19 protein-coding genes are annotated in these 14,987 nt (G+C 63.6%); 7 read left to right on the plus strand and 12 right to left on the minus strand.

Features of this window, described 5'->3' with window-relative positions; all coding sequences use genetic code 11:
- The first annotated feature begins 18 nt into the window (after nucleotides 1-18).
- The 3 genes from KHC24_RS11010 (at nucleotide 19) to msrA (ending at nucleotide 1,979) form a co-directional block, all read left to right on the plus strand.
- Nucleotides 19-729 carry a type 1 glutamine amidotransferase domain-containing protein gene (locus tag KHC24_RS11010; protein WP_213363326.1) on the plus strand — a complete coding sequence of 237 codons (711 nt, stop codon included), beginning with the start codon at nucleotides 19-21 and terminating at the stop codon, nucleotides 727-729.
- Nucleotides 730-734: 5 nt separating this feature from the next.
- The gene (locus tag KHC24_RS11015) at nucleotides 735-1,343 is read left to right on the plus strand and encodes a flavodoxin family protein (RefSeq protein WP_213363346.1); all 609 of its coding nucleotides are present in this window, start codon (nucleotides 735-737) and stop codon (nucleotides 1,341-1,343) included.
- Between the two features lie 111 nt (nucleotides 1,344-1,454).
- Nucleotides 1,455-1,979: a peptide-methionine (S)-S-oxide reductase MsrA gene (msrA, locus tag KHC24_RS11020; protein WP_213363327.1), complete on the plus strand. Its 525-nt coding sequence runs from the start codon at nucleotides 1,455-1,457 to the stop codon at nucleotides 1,977-1,979.
- Nucleotides 1,980-2,307: 328 nt separating this feature from the next.
- On the opposite strand, the gene KHC24_RS11025 is transcribed toward msrA, so the two are convergent.
- From KHC24_RS11025 to KHC24_RS11050, 6 genes are all read right to left on the minus strand, one after another.
- Complete coding sequence (locus KHC24_RS11025; protein ID WP_213363328.1) at nucleotides 2,308-2,940, minus strand: cysteine hydrolase family protein; 633 nt, start codon at nucleotides 2,938-2,940, stop codon at nucleotides 2,308-2,310.
- Nucleotides 2,921-3,493, minus strand: a complete 573-nt coding sequence (locus KHC24_RS11030) for a hypothetical protein (RefSeq protein WP_213363329.1) — start codon at nucleotides 3,491-3,493, stop codon at nucleotides 2,921-2,923. The genes KHC24_RS11025 and KHC24_RS11030 overlap by 20 nt, the downstream gene beginning before the upstream one ends.
- 29 nt (nucleotides 3,494-3,522) lie before the next feature.
- A complete protein-coding gene (locus KHC24_RS11035; protein WP_213363330.1) occupies nucleotides 3,523-4,416 on the minus strand; it encodes an alpha/beta fold hydrolase in 894 nt (297 codons plus the stop codon).
- Between the two features lie 5 nt (nucleotides 4,417-4,421).
- Complete coding sequence (locus KHC24_RS11040; RefSeq protein ID WP_213363331.1) at nucleotides 4,422-5,447, minus strand: alpha/beta fold hydrolase; 1,026 nt, start codon at nucleotides 5,445-5,447, stop codon at nucleotides 4,422-4,424.
- A 32-nt stretch (nucleotides 5,448-5,479) separates the two neighbouring features.
- The gene (locus tag KHC24_RS11045; RefSeq protein WP_213363332.1) at nucleotides 5,480-5,902 is read right to left on the minus strand and encodes an organic hydroperoxide resistance protein; all 423 of its coding nucleotides are present in this window, start codon (nucleotides 5,900-5,902) and stop codon (nucleotides 5,480-5,482) included.
- Nucleotides 5,903-5,974: 72 nt separating this feature from the next.
- Nucleotides 5,975-7,177, minus strand: coding sequence for an epoxide hydrolase family protein (locus KHC24_RS11050; RefSeq protein ID WP_373878567.1), 1,203 nt, complete (start codon nucleotides 7,175-7,177; stop codon nucleotides 5,975-5,977).
- A gap of 514 nt (nucleotides 7,178-7,691) precedes the next feature.
- Between KHC24_RS11050 and KHC24_RS11055 the strand changes: the two genes are divergently transcribed.
- The 3 genes from KHC24_RS11055 to KHC24_RS25630 all read left to right on the plus strand — a co-directional run bounded on the left by KHC24_RS11055 (nucleotide 7,692) and on the right by KHC24_RS25630 (nucleotide 9,783).
- Nucleotides 7,692-8,519: an enoyl-CoA hydratase/isomerase family protein gene (locus KHC24_RS11055; protein ID WP_213363333.1), complete on the plus strand. Its 828-nt coding sequence runs from the start codon at nucleotides 7,692-7,694 to the stop codon at nucleotides 8,517-8,519.
- A gap of 10 nt (nucleotides 8,520-8,529) precedes the next feature.
- Nucleotides 8,530-9,234 carry an SDR family NAD(P)-dependent oxidoreductase gene (locus KHC24_RS11060; RefSeq protein WP_213363334.1) on the plus strand — a complete coding sequence of 235 codons (705 nt, stop codon included), beginning with the start codon at nucleotides 8,530-8,532 and terminating at the stop codon, nucleotides 9,232-9,234.
- 129 nt (nucleotides 9,235-9,363) lie between these two features.
- On the plus strand, nucleotides 9,364-9,783 hold the full coding sequence (locus KHC24_RS25630) for an FAD-binding protein (protein WP_213363335.1): 420 nt from the start codon (nucleotides 9,364-9,366) through the stop codon (nucleotides 9,781-9,783).
- On the opposite strand, the gene KHC24_RS11070 is transcribed toward KHC24_RS25630, so the two are convergent.
- Nucleotides 9,690-10,022: a DUF3768 domain-containing protein gene (locus KHC24_RS11070; protein WP_213363336.1), complete on the minus strand. Its 333-nt coding sequence runs from the start codon at nucleotides 10,020-10,022 to the stop codon at nucleotides 9,690-9,692. The genes KHC24_RS25630 and KHC24_RS11070 overlap by 94 nt on opposite strands.
- On the minus strand, nucleotides 10,022-10,603 hold the full coding sequence (locus KHC24_RS11075) for a recombinase family protein (RefSeq protein ID WP_213363337.1): 582 nt from the start codon (nucleotides 10,601-10,603) through the stop codon (nucleotides 10,022-10,024). Before KHC24_RS11075 ends, KHC24_RS11070 begins: the two co-directional genes overlap by 1 nt.
- Nucleotides 10,604-10,949: 346 nt before the next feature.
- Here KHC24_RS11075 and KHC24_RS11080 point away from each other — a divergent pair, with 346 nt between their 5' ends.
- Nucleotides 10,950-11,240 (plus strand): hypothetical protein, encoded by a 291-nt coding sequence (locus KHC24_RS11080; RefSeq protein ID WP_213363338.1) that lies wholly within the window; start codon nucleotides 10,950-10,952, stop codon nucleotides 11,238-11,240.
- 73 nt (nucleotides 11,241-11,313) lie between these two features.
- Here KHC24_RS11080 and KHC24_RS11085 read toward each other — a convergent pair whose 3' ends face one another.
- The 4 genes from KHC24_RS11085 to KHC24_RS11100 form a co-directional block, all read right to left on the minus strand.
- The gene (locus KHC24_RS11085; RefSeq protein ID WP_213363339.1) at nucleotides 11,314-12,648 is read right to left on the minus strand and encodes an NAD(P)/FAD-dependent oxidoreductase; all 1,335 of its coding nucleotides are present in this window, start codon (nucleotides 12,646-12,648) and stop codon (nucleotides 11,314-11,316) included.
- Nucleotides 12,649-12,681: 33 nt separating this feature from the next.
- Nucleotides 12,682-13,560 carry an ABC transporter permease gene (locus tag KHC24_RS11090; RefSeq protein WP_213363340.1) on the minus strand — a complete coding sequence of 293 codons (879 nt, stop codon included), beginning with the start codon at nucleotides 13,558-13,560 and terminating at the stop codon, nucleotides 12,682-12,684.
- Entirely contained in the window at nucleotides 13,557-14,561 is a 1,005-nt protein-coding gene (locus KHC24_RS11095) for an ABC transporter permease (RefSeq protein ID WP_213363341.1), read from the minus strand. Before KHC24_RS11095 ends, KHC24_RS11090 begins: the two co-directional genes overlap by 4 nt.
- A 13-nt stretch (nucleotides 14,562-14,574) precedes the next feature.
- The coding region (locus tag KHC24_RS11100) for a TOBE domain-containing protein (protein ID WP_213363342.1) at nucleotides 14,575-14,987 on the minus strand (413 nt) is incomplete at its 5' end.

The raw sequence follows: 14,987 nt of genomic DNA on the forward strand, positions 1-14,987 counted from the left end.
ATCCAAAGGGAGACAGAGATGAAAATTCTCATGGTGCTGACATCGCACGACAAGCTTGGAGATACCGGCCGGAAGACGGGGTTCTGGCTCGAGGAGTTCGCCGCGCCGTACTATGTTTTCCGCGACAGCGGCGTCGAGCTCACGCTGGCTTCGGTCAAGGGAGGCCAGCCCCCCATCGACCCCAAGAGCGACCTTCCCGAGAATCAGACGCCGGCGATGACACGTTTCAAGCAGGATGCGCGGGCACAGAACGAGCTCGCCAACACCGTCGAGCTCGACAGCGTGCGCCCGGAGGATTTCGATTCCGTCTTCTATCCCGGTGGCCACGGCCCGATGTGGGATCTCGCAGACAACGCGGTTTCGATCCGCCTGATCGAGGCCTTCTGGAATGCCGGCAAGCCTATCGCCGCCGTCTGCCATGCGCCGGGCGTGTTGCGGCATGTCCAGGATCAGGGTCAGCCGCTGGTAAAGGAAAAGCGGGTGACCGGCTTCGCCAACAGCGAGGAAGCAGAGGTCGGGCTGACTAAGGTGGTCCCCTTCCTGGTCGAGGATGAACTCAAGCGGCTCGGCGGCCGCTATGAGCAGGCCGCCAACTGGGAGAGCTTCGTCATCACCGATGGCCGCCTGATCACCGGCCAGAATCCCGCGTCTTCGACGGCCGGGGCGGAGGCCTTGCTGCGACTCCTGTCGCAGATGCGCGCCTTGCCGCACGACGCGAACGCCGCGTGATCGCCATGCTGCAGCGAAACATCGCCAAGACCGTCATTCGGGTCGCCATCGTGTTCCACAGCGGCTACGGTCATACCGCGCGCCAGGCCGAAGCTGTCCGGCGCGGCGTCGAGAAGGTTCCAGATGTCTCCGTTCTCTATCTGACATCGGAGGAGGCCAAGAGCCGACTGGACGATCTGTCCGGAGCCGATGCCATCATTTTCGGCGCGCCGACCTACATGGGAAGCGTGTCCGCCCCGTTCAAAGCGTTCATGGAGACCACGTCGAGCATCTTCGTTTCCGGCGCCTGGCGCGACAAGATCGCCGCCGGTTTCACCAATTCGGCCTCCCGGTCGGGCGACAAGCTGTCGACCCTTATGCAGCTCGCCGTTCTGGCAGCTCAGCTCGGCATGCATTGGGTCAGTCTCGGCCTTCCTCCCGGCAACAACCTGTCGACCGGCTCCGAAGCCGACCTCAACCGGCTGGGTTTCTTCCTTGGAGCGGGCGCGCAGTCGAATGCCGATGAGGGACCGGACGTCGCACCGCCGGCATCTGACCTGTCGACGGCAGAGCATCTCGGCGAGCGGGTGGCCATGGTGGCGCAGCAAATGGCGCGGGGCCGCGTGGCGGCCTGAACCGGCTTGAAGCGCCCGGCTTGCTCTGTCGACGGCGAAACCTATCTTTAGCAGGCGTGCGGCGCGCAATCGCTGTGCGCCTGCCGCGTCGCTTTACATGGAGGGCACGAAATGACAACGGAACGTGCGGTTCTCGCCGGCGGTTGTTTCTGGGGCATGCAGGATCTCATTCGCCGCCAGGACGGCGTGATCTCTACCAGTGTGGGGTACACCGGCGGAGATGTGCCCAACGCTACCTACCGCAATCACGGCACCCATGCCGAGGCCATCGAGATCATCTTCGATCCGGCCCGCACGAATTATCGCCGAATTCTGGAGTTCTTCTTCCAGATTCACGACCCGACGACGAGGAACCGTCAGGGCAACGATGTCGGGCTGAGCTACCGATCGGCGATCTACTACGCCAGCCCGGAACAGAAGCGCATCGCCGAGGAGACGATCCTCGACGTCGACGCGTCAGGCCTGTGGCCCGGGAAGACGGTGACGGAGCTCGCGCCCGCCGGTGCCTTCTGGGAGGCCGAGCCTGAGCATCAGGATTATCTCGAACGCTACCCCGACGGTTACACCTGCCATTTCATCCGGCCGGGCTGGACGCTGCCGGCGAGAGGCGCAAGCAGTGAGGTGAAGGTCGCCTGACCGCCGGCGCCTATATCGGGAGAGCAGCAAGCGCCGCGCCGTCCTTTCGGGGACGGCGCACGGCCTTGCTGTCAGTCTGCACGTGCCCATGAGGACATCGTAGTGGGGCGAGGAAGGCATCCGGATCTTCACCGTCAAATACGATCAAGCTCACGAAGGATCGGTCTCCAACCGAGCGCCGAGACGCGAAAGCTCGGCGCTCGGTTGGAGACCGATCAGATGATCGGAGGGTTGCGCAAGGTCGCACCCCGATATCCGCCGGCCGGATGTTGCACGTTGATGTGGTTGGTCATCGGCCACAACGCGTCACGGCAAGGCAATGGCAGCTTCAGTCCTGAGCGGGAGGAAGCGTCTCGATAAGTTCGTGCGTCGTCACTATGGCGTGCGCGAAGGTCGGACCGTTCAGCTCGTGGGCCGCATGCATCATCTCCCTCGAGAAGGCAGCAGTCGCATCCCGCACGAGCGTGACGTGGAAGCCGAGCTCCATCGCGTAACGGCCGGTCGATTCGATGCAGGTGTTTGCGAGCAGGCCGACGAGGATCACATGGGTAACGCCATGCTGCCGGAGTTGCTGGTCGAGATCCGTATTCGCAAAGCCGCTCTGGGCCCAGTGTTCCTTGACGACGATATCGCCGGGCCGGGGAGCGAAGTCGGGGTGCCACTCGCCGCCCCACTCGCCTCGCGCGAAGGAATGCCTCTTCATGATCGCACGCTGGGTCGGGTTGGGGTGACACCAGCATTCATAATCGCCGGGTTCCCAGCGGCGATGCGGAACGATGAAGACCCCGAGGCCGGCATCGCGAACGGCTTCGTTGATGCGTCTGAGGTTTGCGATGAGGCCGACTTCCTCCGCGACCTCCTTGACGTGCGGCCATATCTTGCCGCCTTCCGACAGAAAGTCGTTATAGGGATCGACGAACAGAAGTGCCGTCGACCGCCGGTCATAGTTTGGCTTCAGCATCTCGTGTCTCCAAATCCGGTGAGGCCGCACAGTTCCTGAGGGCCGCACGCTCGATGCTCGCGGCGAAAAGCGGGGTTTCGCCCCTGTTGTGGGCGATCGACATCGGCGCCCGCTGCGCGCGGAAGACGTCGAACGGTATGCCCTGGCGGTCGAGAAACGAGCGGAACTCGTCAGTGGCGGTGGAGCGGACATGGTTGGTGAACTCGCATGTCCGATCGTCGATCGCCCGTGCGCTCAGTTCCCACACGATGTGGATCGTCGTCCGCCCCGTAGGCGTGAAAATGTCGGAGACCGATTCAAGGATCAGATGGTCCCTCATGCCGAGCGTTTCGACGTAGTGCTGGACCATCAGGCTGCCGCCGATCACCTCCACATTGATCGACATGCGCCGGCCGTCGGCTGCCGTGGTGAAGCCGGCGGCGATATGTGCCGGCGAGCACGCCTGATACTCTTTCTCCGGCAGTGAGAAGCACCATGCGGGTATGTCGATCTTGTCGATCGGAGCGTTGATGATGGCGCTGAAGCTGGAGTCGACAATTTCCGTGTCGTTCATGACTCGTTTCCATGCGATTGAAAGTCAGATCATTGCGGGTAGGTGACCTGCGGCGCACTGGCGCCAACCGTTCCTAGAAAGCTGCGGACGAGTGCTGCGACCTCATCCGCAGCCGTATCGAGGGCGAAGTGGCCGGCATCGAGAATGTGAATGTCGGCCTCGGGCACATCGCGCCGATAGGATTCGGGCTCGGAGAGGTCGAAGGAGGGGTCATGTCTGCCCCAGATGACCAGAAGCCGCGGCTGGTTGCGGCGCAGCCATTCCTGCCAGAAGGGATAGGCGGCGACGTTCGAGCGATAGTCATAAAACAGCTCGGTCTGGATATTTTCCTGCCCCGGCCGGCCCAGGAAGGCGAACTCATCGGTCCACAGATCGGGATCGTAACGCTCGATCCGGGGATCGCTGCCGACGTGACGCCGGCGGGTGGCCTCCAGCGAAAACAGGTTGCGGCGGAGTTCCACCTCGTGAGCCGCGCGGTCGGCCCAGAACGCGCGCCGGGGACCCCAGAGATGACTGAGGCCCGTCTCGTGAGCCACCGCGTTCTGGATGATCAGCGCGTCCGTCCGGTCAGGATGCGCCATTACCATCCGAAATCCGACCGGACCGCCATAGTCCTGCATGAAGAGACTGTAGCGGGAAAGGCCCAACTCGTCGGCAAACGCCGTCATGATCTCGGCGAGGTGATCGAAGGTGTACGCAAACTCGGAGGGGGACGGACAGGCACTGTGCCCGAAGCCGGGATAGTCGGGAGCGATGAGCCGGTAGCGATCCGCAAGGCGCTGCAACAGGGGTTCGTACATGCGCGATGACGACGGAAGCCCGTGAAGCAGCAGTAGCGTCGGGCTGTCGCGACGGCCAGCCTCGCGGTAGAAGATCGGCAGGTCGTTGATTTCGATGGTGTTGTAGGTCGTTGAGAGCGTCATACCGATCACCTCCGGCTCAAATCGACGACAGCTTGCGCGAAAGCCTGCGGGGCCTCCTGCGGTAGGTTGTGCCCAATGCCGCCGGAGACCGTCCGGTGCTCATAGCGGCCGGTGAACTTCGCGGCGTAGTCTTCGGGCCGGGGGTGCGGGGCGCCGTTCGCGTCGCCTTCCATAGTTATGGTCGGCACGGAGATCGGCGGTGCCGCCGCGAGCGCCTCCTCCATGGCGTCGTATTGCGGCTCGCCCTCGGCCAGCCCAAGACGCCAGCGGTAGTTATGGATGACGATGGCGACGTGGTCCGGGTTGTTGAATGCCGGCGCGGAACGGGTGAAGGTCGCGTCATCGAACATCCATCGCGGCGATGCCATACGCCAGATCAGGCGGGCGAAGTCGCTCGTATTGGCCGCGTAACCGGCCCAGCCTCGCTCGGTGGCGAAGTAGTATTGGTACCACCACGCCAGTTCTGCCGATGGGGAAAGTGGGCGTCGGTTCGCTGCCTGGCTGCCGATGAGATAGCCGCTGACGGAGACCAGCGCGGTGCAGCGTGTCGGAAAAACCGCCGCCACGATGTCGGCGGTGCGCGCGCCCCAGTCATAGCCGCCGATGATCGCGCTCGGAATCCGCAGAGCGTCCATCAATGCCAGCACGTCCATCGCCAACGCGACCTGCTGTCCATTGCGCGGCGCCGCGTCGTCCAGAAAGCGTGTCGAGCCGTAGCCGCGCAGGAATGGCACGATCACCCGGAAGCCCCCGGCTGCCAGGATCTGGGCGACCTCGGCATAGCTGTGGATGTCATAGGGCCAACCATGGAGCAGGATCACGGCCGGGACGTCCCGCGCGCCGGTCTCGACGTAACCGATGCTCAGCGCTCCGGCTTCGACTTGCCGGACGCGTCCGAACGACGCATCGCGAGACTGCGCGAAGGCGATCGGCGGCATGCCGAGTTCGGCCGCGGCGGCTATCGCGACCGTCGCGCCGATGAAGCGGCGGCGACCGGAATCGATGGGTTCGCCCGTTGATGAACAGATCATCGATCATCCTCCTCACCTCGCATTGATGGCCGTCAGACGGTCACCATCGTTGCGACGCTGATGTTGCCGTGGGTGGCGCGCGAATAGGGGCAGAGGGTGTGAGCCTCGTCGACGAGCGCCTGCGCGACGTCCCGCGGTACGCCGGGGACATGGACATCGAGCCGGGCGCTCAGGGTGTAGAAGCCGTCGACCAGGCTGAGATCGACTTCCGCGTCGATGAAGAGGCCGGATGGCAGCGTGATCTTGCCCTTGCGAGCGGCGATGCCGATCGCGCTCTCGAAGCATGTGGACCAGCCAGCTGCGAAGAGCTGCTCCGGGTTGGTCCCGGTACCGTGGCCGCCGGGAGGGGAGATACGCAGGTCGAGATTGCCGTCGGAACTGCGCGACGTGCCTCCTTCGCGTCCTCCGGTCGTGCGGACCTTGGCGGTGTAGAGCAGCTTGTTCTGCGGATTCATGGACATGTCTCCCTTGAGGAAGCAAATGGAAGGAAGGGGGTGGGTTCGGGTCTGTTGGCGGTACGCGGAGGCTTACGAACGCAGCGGCCGGAAGGCTGCGCGCAACTCGGCGGTGAACGCCGCCGGCTGCTCCCAGGCGGCGAAGTGCCCGCCCTTGGCCAGCCGGTTGAAGTGGATGAGCTTGGGAAAGGCCTTTTCGGCCCAACTCTTCGGTGCCGCGTAGATCTCGTCGGGGAACACGCTGACGGCCACCGGTATGGCGATGTTCTTGGGGGCGAAGAAAGCGAGCTTGTTTTCCCAATATAGCCGAGCCGACGAGACCGCCGTGCCGGTGAACCAGTAGAGTGAGATGTTGTCGAGGATATCGTCGCGTGTCAGTCCTTCGTTCGCCCCCTCAAATACGCGGACGACGAGGTCATAGCTGCGCGCGTCGTGATCCAGCATCCAGGCGGCGAGGCCAATCGGCGAATCATCGAGCGCATAAAGCGTCTGCGGGCGGTTCGCCATCTCCTGCGCATAGCCAAGTCCATGTTTGTAGAAGAAATCGAGCTGCGCGTAGGCATTCGCTTCATCCGGCGAAAGACCTGCCGGCGCCGGGCCGCCGTTCGCGAGAGCCGCCGCGATGTCGCTGGGCACCGTCGCCGGCATGTTGGTGTGAATGGCGACCAACTCCGGCGGCGCCTGGACGGCCATCTGTTCTGATACGGCATCGCCCCAATCGCCGCCTTGGGCAACGAAGCGCGTATATCCCAAGCGCTTCATCAGCGTCGTCCAGGCTCGGGCGATCCGTTGCGGGTCCCACCCGGTGACAGTTGGCTTGGCGGAGAAGCCGTGGCCAGGCAGCGAGGGGATGACGACGTCGAACGCGTCGTCCGCCGTGCCTCCGTGAGCGAGAGGATCGGTTAGCGGGCCGATGACCTTCATCTGCTCGATGACGGAGCCGGGCCAACCATGGGTGATCATCAGGGGAAGCGCACCCGCGTGCTTCGAGCGTACATGGATGAAATGAATGTCGAGCCCGTCGATCTCGGTGGTGAACATCGGCAAGCTGTTGAGCCGCGCCTCGACCCTTCGCCAGTCGTGCTCGGTCTCCCAATATTTGGCGAGCGTCTTCATGGTCGCCAATTGCACGCCTTGAGTGGCATCCGCCACCAGTTCCGGCGTCGGCCAGCGCGTGGCAGCGATGCGGCGACGGAGATCAGCGATTGCCTCCTCCGGAACATGCACCCGGAACGGCTTGATGGTGCCGGTTTCGGCAGAGAGCGGCGAGGGCATCATGGCGACGACTCCGGTGACGGCGGCTGCGATGAGGACATCGCGCCGAGTGAGGATGAGTGGCGTTTCGAACATGGCGGTTCTCCTCTGCAGCCGTCTCGCGGCTGAACGAGCAGGTTTCGCATTTGATGTTCGGACCGTCGGACCGGAGTGGCGATTGCACGTTGGTATTGGCGATACTTTGATATCGGTGGCGCCCGGCTGGATCCGACGACAGCGCGCCGATGCCATCGCAGCACATCCCGGAGGCTACGGGTCGGAGATGGGGAAACCGCTCGCGCGAAGGATGCTTCTGGTTCGGGAGCGCGAGCCGGCCCCTTAGCTTGCGGCATCGCGTCCTTCCGGCAACGACGATGCGTCAAACCCGGCGCGTCACATCCCGTCCAAGCCGGTTGCGCAGGGCGGAACGGCCGACGGCAATACCAAGGTGTCGTCGATACGTTGGGACCATAGAGTCCGGGATTATTGTCTGCCACCTAGTTCGTGCATCACATCCATCAGCACGGAGGCACAAATGTCCGGAAATTTCATTCAGATCGACCGCCGGTCCGCCGCATATTGGCGTGTTATATTTTCCAACCCGCCGCTGAATATCTTCGGTCCTGAGAGCCTTCCCTCGTTGAGGGCGATGGTCGAGGCGCTGGAGACGGATCCCGAGGTGAAAGTGGTGGTCTTCGACAGTTCGGTTGAGGGCTTCTTCATCACGCATTACAATTTTCTTGCGGATCCGCAGGAGACTCTGGGCCTGCCGCCCGGACCGACGGGCCTTCAGCAACTGCCGGACCTTCTGGTTCGCATAAGCCGTGCGCCGGTCGTCTCGATCGCCAAGATCCGTGGGCGGGCAACCGGTGTCGGCAGCGAACTCGCGCTCGCCAGTGACATGCGCTTTGCGAGCCGCGAAAAGGCAGTGCTGTCGCAGTGGGAGGTCGGCGCCGGCCTGGTGCCGGGAGGCGGTCCCATGGCACGGCTGCCGCGCCTCATGGGGCGTGGGCGCGCGCTCGAGGTGCTGCTCGGCGCAGACGATATCGACGGCGAACTCGCCGAGCGCTACGGCTATGTCAACCGATCGTTCCCCGACGCGAAGCTCGACGACTTCGTCGACGCCCTCGCGACCCGCATCGCGAGTTTCGACCGGCAGGCACTGGTGGAAACCAAAAAGCTGGTGAACGTCGCCAGCCTCCCGGCGGACTCCGATATCGCGCCAGAGTGGGATGCCTTTCTCCGTTCCCTCAATCGGCCGGCGGCGCAGCAACGCATCCGGAATCTGATGGACCTTGGCTTCCACACGCCCGGTGATATCGAGACGCGGCTTGGTCACTATGTCGGCCGGATTGGCCTGTGAGGACGGTAACATGGACAGGAAGGTCGCCGTGATCACCGGCGCATCCCGCGGGATGGGTGCCGCACTGGTCGGTGCCTATCGCGAGATCGGCTACAGGGTCATCGCGACGGCGCGCATGATCGCGCCCTCAGACGATCCCGACATCCTCACGATCGCCGGCGACATTGCTGAGCGGGACACCGCCGAGCGCACGATATCTGAGGGAATGGCGCAATTCGGGCGCATCGATACACTGGTCAACAATGCCGGTATCTTCATCGCCAAGCCTTTCACGCAATATACCGAGGCCGACTACGCCACCGTCCTCGCGGTCAACATGGCCGGCTTCTTCCACATCACTCAGTGCGCGCTTGGGGAGATGGAGAAGCGACAGACTGGACATGTAGTCCAGATCACGACGACGCTTGCCGAACGGGCGAGTTCGAGCGTTCCCGCCGGCCTGGCGGCGTTGACCAAGGGTGGCCTCAACGCGGCAACGCGATCACTGGCCATCGAATATGCCGGGCGAGGCATACGAGTGAACGCCGTGTCGCCCGGCATCATTCGTACTCCCATGCATGCGCCCGAAACATATGCGGCACTCGACCGGATGCACCCGATCGGCCACATGGGCGACATCGCAGATATCGTCGGAGCGGTCCTCTATCTCGAGAACGCGCCCTTCGTGACTGGCGAGATCCTCCATGTCGATGGTGGCCAGAGCGCTGGTGGTTGACGCAGGAGCACGGCAATGGGTTCTTGTGGGATCACGGACCACTTCAACGACGGCGTGATCGCAGGCGCTGGCGATTGCGCGCTGGCCCGGGCATGGTGGCCTCTTGCTTGAAACCGCCGGCGTTACCGGGTGTTTCCCCACGCCCAGCCACACCGTCGCCGCTCAACGGGGAATGACCACCCCACTCGGAAACAGGAACGCCGCGATGACTGCTGGTTTCACATGCACGATACCGTCGAAGGCTCGGACTGGCTCAGCGATCAGGACGCCATCGAATACATGTGCCGCGAGGCGGTGCCGGCCGTGCTCGCACTCGAACATTACGCGACTCTTTTCTCGCGAACTGAGGACCGACATATCTACCGGCGCTCGCTAGGCGGCCGGGCCATCGGCTACGGAAAGACGATGTCCCATCGCACCTGTGCGGGCGCCACTCGCACCGCGAGCGACGTCCTTCAATACTCCTCGGCGAGCATGACGGTGAGAAGGCGGCGGGTCACTATCGGGTCGGCGGAGTCGGGGCTGCCGGCGGTGAGCGTGGCGTCGTAATAGTCGATCTTCCAGAAGATACGGCCGGCGTCGGCATGATCGATGGAGCCGAAATCGTGCTCGCCATAAGGGTCGTTGTCGGCCGAGAAGTCGTTGAACGCGCGAACCCTGGCGAGCACCTGCAGCTGCGTTTGCACGGGGAGGGCCCGAATGCCGGGCGTCAGCATGACGCTGCCCGTGGGCAGGGCGCTGCACAGCTGGTCGTTGAGTGCGGCAATGGCGTGTTGGCGATCGGTCATCACACGCCTCCCTGCCGAACGAGGCTTGGGGCCTGGTCGACCCGCCCCATGGCGCCGCTGAGGGTCGAGCGCGCGACGCCGAAGCTGCGGCACACGCTGGCCTTGGACGCGCCGGCATCGAGGGCGGCAACGATCTGCTGCAGCTTTTCATCATCAATGGCACGCGGGCGACCGCCGCGCCGGCCCCGGCGCTTGGCGGCAGCAAGGCCGGCAATCACTCGCTCGCGGGTCAGCGCCCGCTCGAACTGCGCCAGCGCGCCGAAGATCGAAAACAGCAACTCGCCATGCGGAGTGGTGGTGTCCATCTGCTCGGTGAGCGAGCGAAAGGCGATGCCGCGCTGCTTGAGGTCCTCGACGATGGCGAGCAGGTTGATCAATGAGCGGCCGAGCCGGTCGAGCTTCCACACCACCAGGCAATCACCCGGGCGCAGGAAGGCGAGGCAGCACAGCAAGCCGGGCCGATCGTCACGAGCCCCTGAGGCCTTGTCGTGATGCAGGTGGCGTTCGTCGATGCCGGCGGCAATGAGGGCGTCGCGTTGCAGGTCGACCGATTGCCGATCATCGGCGGTCGACACGCGCATATATCCAAGGGGCCGATGTCGAACCTCTACCCAGAAATAGACCCTATTCGACCAGGAGAGAGCCAAACCGATTTTCTGAAGCAATACCATGAGGAACTTAGCCGTCAGCTTGGCTGGGCTCCCCCACATCAGCCCATTGAACCTTTCGCAGCTCGAAATTATTGGAATCGACGAGAGTACCGGCCAGCTCTATTGGGATGGCACGCCGGTCGTTACCCGGCACGAACTGGGCAGGCGCGAGTTCTTCCTAGCCACGCTCGTGGCATCGGCTACGGTAGTGGCCGCCCTCGCAACTGTAGCTTCCGCGATAGCCGATTATATCGGCCTCGCTCGTCCGACCTAGCCTATGCCCTGCAATGAAACGGGTGACCGGGCCGCGCTGCTCGAAGCCAAGCATGCCACTTACTTCATCTCCGGGATCGCATTTTCGCAGGAAAACGTGATAGCATCCGCGTGCTTTTTGGCCGTGAACAGCATAGAGCCACCTCTTTACGAGCCGCACCGCTGCGTGGACTATGTGCGCGACAACGTCTTCGGCATCGACTTCGATGAGAAGAGCGTGCGCGTCTCCCGCGGCTTGGCATGCCGGGAGATCAGAACGTCGAGTTCGTCCGACAGGCCGATCAGCACACGATAGAACATCCGGTGCGCCGCATCTGCTGGAGCGCCAATCCGTGGCAGACGATACCCACAGTCGGGCGCTGCTGCCGCTACACCCACACGGTAGCTTCGTGACGGGTACCGTCGAAAAAGCGCTGATAGCGGAAGGGGGAAGGATCTACCAGCGGCATGTCGCCCGCCACCAGATCGGCGGCAAGACGTCCGCCGGCAGGTCCCAAGCCAAAGCCATGCCCGCTAAAACCCGTGGCAACATAAACCCCCGGTGCGCCTTCGATCGCCGAAATGACCGGAACCGCGTCCGGGACGGAATCAATCAGGCCGCCCCAGGACTGCGCGACGCGCACGTCCTTGAGGGCGGGATAGGCCGCGCGGAACTGCGACATCGCCTTATCCAGGATTTTTGTCTCAGGCGCGGGATCAAGCACGCGCATCCGTTCGAAGGGGGTTATCGCATCGTTGCGCCAGCGCGACATCGTCTCCGGGCCGGCGAAGAAGGAGCGGCCGGCGCGGATCGTCAGGCCCCGCCCCATCGTGAAAAGCAGGGGTAGGAAATCGGCGGCATAGCGAATGCCCTGCGGTGTTACATCGACCCGGCCGGTGCCGCGCATGGCGACGGTGTAGCCGCCATCGGCGCGACGGCGGACCGAAAAGCCAGGGCTGCCGACGCCGCCGGTTTCTGTCGAAATATCAGGCGCCGCCTCCGTCCGGCACACCGAGGAGAACACGCCGGCCTGCGGCAGGCTGATGCCCTGATGGCGCAGCAGCATCGAGGTCCAGGCACCGCCGGCACACAGAACGGCGTCGGTCTTGATCGCTCCACGCTCGGTAATGACCGCCGAGACCGCCCCGCCGGCGGTCTCCCAGCCGCGCACGGCGCAATTCTGAACAATGATGGCGCCCAGCCTCCGTGCGCCCCGTGCCATTGCCGGGGTTGCCATCGATGGTTCGGCAAGGCCGTCAAGGGGAGAGTGCAGGCCGGCCAGCCAGTTGTCCGTGGTTCCGGGCAGCAGTTTGCGCATCTCGGCGGCGCTCAATATGCGCCCGCGGGTCTGGAAGGCGCGCTTCTTTTCCAGCATGTCCTCCCACTGGGCGACCACCGCCGGATCTTTGGTGACGACGGTCATGCCGGTGCGACGGTAGCCGGTGTCCTCGCCGAGATCAGCATTGAGGTTGGACCACAAATCCTGGCTTGCCATAGCCAGCGGCATTTCCGGCAGGGCCCGGCCCTGCTGGCGAACCCAGCCCCAGTTGCGGCTGGACTGCTCGCCGCCGACACGGCCCTTCTCGACGACGACCACCGACTTGCCCTTGCGCGCCAGATAGAAGGCGGCGCTGACGCCGATGATACCCGCGCCCACGATGACGACGTCGGCGTGCGAGGGCAGCTTCTCGTCGCTGGCGACAGCGTCAACGGGTGGCGACATGGGATGCGTCCTCGCTCGGTGGTGTGCTTGCGGTCATTGGGCGGTCGCGAGGCTGAGTTCCGCCTCTTCGGCCCTGATCGCGGCGACCTGGCGTTCGCGGGCGCGACGGTCGTCGCGGCGCTTGAGCACCTCATAGGTAATGGCCGCGACGATGGTGACGCCGACGATGAGGGTGGCGAGCGCGCTGATCGAGGGGGTTGATCCCTGACGCACCCGTCCGGCCAACACGGTCGTCAGCGACTTGTCCGACAGGATAGCGAACGTGGTGGTGTTGTAGTTCTCGAACGACGAGAGGAAAGCCAGCACGGCTGCCGAGAACAAAGCCGGCTTCAGATAGGGCAGCAGAATATGGAGGAAGACCTGCGGATAGGAGGCGCCAAGGTCGAGTGCCGCCTCTTCCTGCGAGCGGTCGAAGCGCTGCAGGCGGGCGAGAACGATCAGCATGCAATAGGCCGAGATGAAGCTCGACTGGCCGAGCACGGTCAGAATGATGCCGTCGTAGAGGAACCGTGTCCCGGTGACCAGGGTGAATTCGCGCCAGAATACGACGGTGGAGATCCCGATGATGACGCCGGGCGTCAGCACTGGCGAGACCACCACGAGGTAATAGAACGACCGCGCGGTCGTCGCGATTTGCGTCATGACGATGGCGCCGGCCAGCCCGATCGGCACCGAGATGCAGACCACCAGCAGCCCGATCCACAGGCTGGTGCGAAAACCCTCCATGAGGTCGTTATCGGCGAACAGCCTGCCGAACCAGTCGGTCGTGAACCCCTCAAGAGGCCAGACCTGCGGATATTCCGGAGTGTTGAAGGCGGATATCGCCATCACCACCAGCGGCCCCAGCAGATAGGCGAAAAACATCGCGACATAGATCGCGAACATGATCCGCTGAAAGCGACCGCTGGTCATCGGGCGATCTCTCCAAGCTTGAGGCCCGTGAGGCGCAGCACCGTCAACACGAAGAGCACGCATGCCATGAGTAGAAGGAAGGCGTAGGCGGCTCCCTGCGGCCAGTTGAACAGCTCGTAGAAGCGGTCATAGACGATTGGCGTGAACCACAACGTGCTCGGTCCGCCCAGCACCATCGGCGTCGCGACAGCGCCCGTGCACAGCATGAAGACGAGCGTGCAGCCCGAGGCGATGCCCGGCTTGGCGTGCGGCATGACGATGAAGGTGTGGATGTGCCACCAGGGTGCGCCGAGATCACGCGCGGCCTCGATCTGGTTCTTGTCGAGGCTCTCGATGGCGTTGTAGAGCGGGAAGATCATCAGCAGCAGATAGGCGTAGCTGAGGCCGGTGTAGAGGCCGACATTCGCCGCTAGGAAATCGATGGGCTCGCTGGTGAGGCCCAGCCCTGCAAGCGCCTGGTTGATGACGCCGCCTGTCGAGAGCAGCACACGCAGGGCGAAGGCGCGCAGAATGTCATTGACCCAATAGGGAATGATCAGCAGCAAGAGCAGGACGCGCAGCGACTCCAGCTTCGCCGACTGCGCCATATGGTAGGCGAGCGGGTAGCAAATCACAAAGTTCAGCAGGGTGATGACGATGCTGGCCGCAATAGTGGAGAAGAAGGCGTTGATGTGGATCCAGTTCCAATTCGCCGTCGAGGTCGTCGAGCCGAACAGGAAGAAGCGGTAGTTCTCCAGCGTGTAGACATCCTTCGGCCCGCCGATCTGGGCCGGCGGCAGCTTCGGTCTGAAGGACAGATCGACCATATAGACCATCGGCAGAATGATGATGAAGATGGCCCAGAAGCCGACCGCAATGATGAGATAAAGGCCGATGCCAATCCCGTTGCGCTGGAAAAAGCCGGGCCTCGTTGATGCCGCCGGACCTTCGAGCCTGGCGATGAGCCAGAACGCCGCGATCAGGACCAACGGCAGCAGCATGATGACATAGATGCTTCTCATGATCAGGATTCCGTCAGTGACCGGCCTGGAGGGCGAGAACAAGCCCGTCCTGCGGTTGGAAGCCCACGTGCAGGGCTTCGCTGTTGGTCGGCACATCGACGGTACCGCCCGTGATGGTGGCGGTGATCTTCTGGCCGGTGCGCACCCGCAGGGTCACATGCGTCACGCTGCCCTCATAGGCGACATCGGTGGTTTCGCCCTGGAAGCCGACAGTCGCGCCATTGGAATGCAATCTCAGGGATTCCGGGCGTACGAAGAGTAGGGCCTCCTCGCCGACTGCAAGGCCCGTCGGGTTTCTGCCCTTCAGCATACCCAGGGGCGTCTCGAGCATGGCGAGGCCATCGGCTAAAGCGCTGATACGCCCGCGGATGCGGTTGTTCTCGCCGACGAAGGCGGCGACGAAGGGCGTGCGCGGTTCGGCATAGA

The sequence above is a fragment of the Ancylobacter defluvii genome (assembly GCF_018390605.1).
GTDB lineage: Bacteria > Pseudomonadota > Alphaproteobacteria > Rhizobiales > Xanthobacteraceae > Ancylobacter > Ancylobacter defluvii.